Below are 239 nucleotides of genomic sequence, written 5' to 3' on the forward strand. Positions count from 1 at the left end.
GATGCCGGGCTCCGCGGCCGGGACGACCGGGTGGACGCCGGGGACGGGGTCCACCAGCGGCTCGGCCTCGAGGATCGCCTCGATCCGACGGGCCGCGGCCGCGGTGTTCCCGGTGTGGCGGCTGGTGGAGATCCACTGCAGCACCGCGGAGGGGCTCGCCGCGGCGACCGCCACGACGACCGGCAGCATCACCAGGTCGAGCCGTCCCGCGGAGACCTCGACCGCGCCGACGGCGGTCG

The 239-nt window shown here is 77.4% G+C and carries 1 protein-coding gene; it reads right to left on the bottom strand.

The genetic code is table 11. From position 1 onward, the window contains the following. Window positions 1–239: hypothetical protein (locus MJ643_RS31220; RefSeq protein WP_247727389.1), on the bottom strand; the 239-nt coding region annotated here is incomplete at both ends.

The organism is Pseudomonas sp. PNPG3, assembly GCF_023093815.1.
GTDB classification, from domain to species: Bacteria; Pseudomonadota; Gammaproteobacteria; order Pseudomonadales; family Pseudomonadaceae; genus Aquipseudomonas; species Aquipseudomonas asiatica.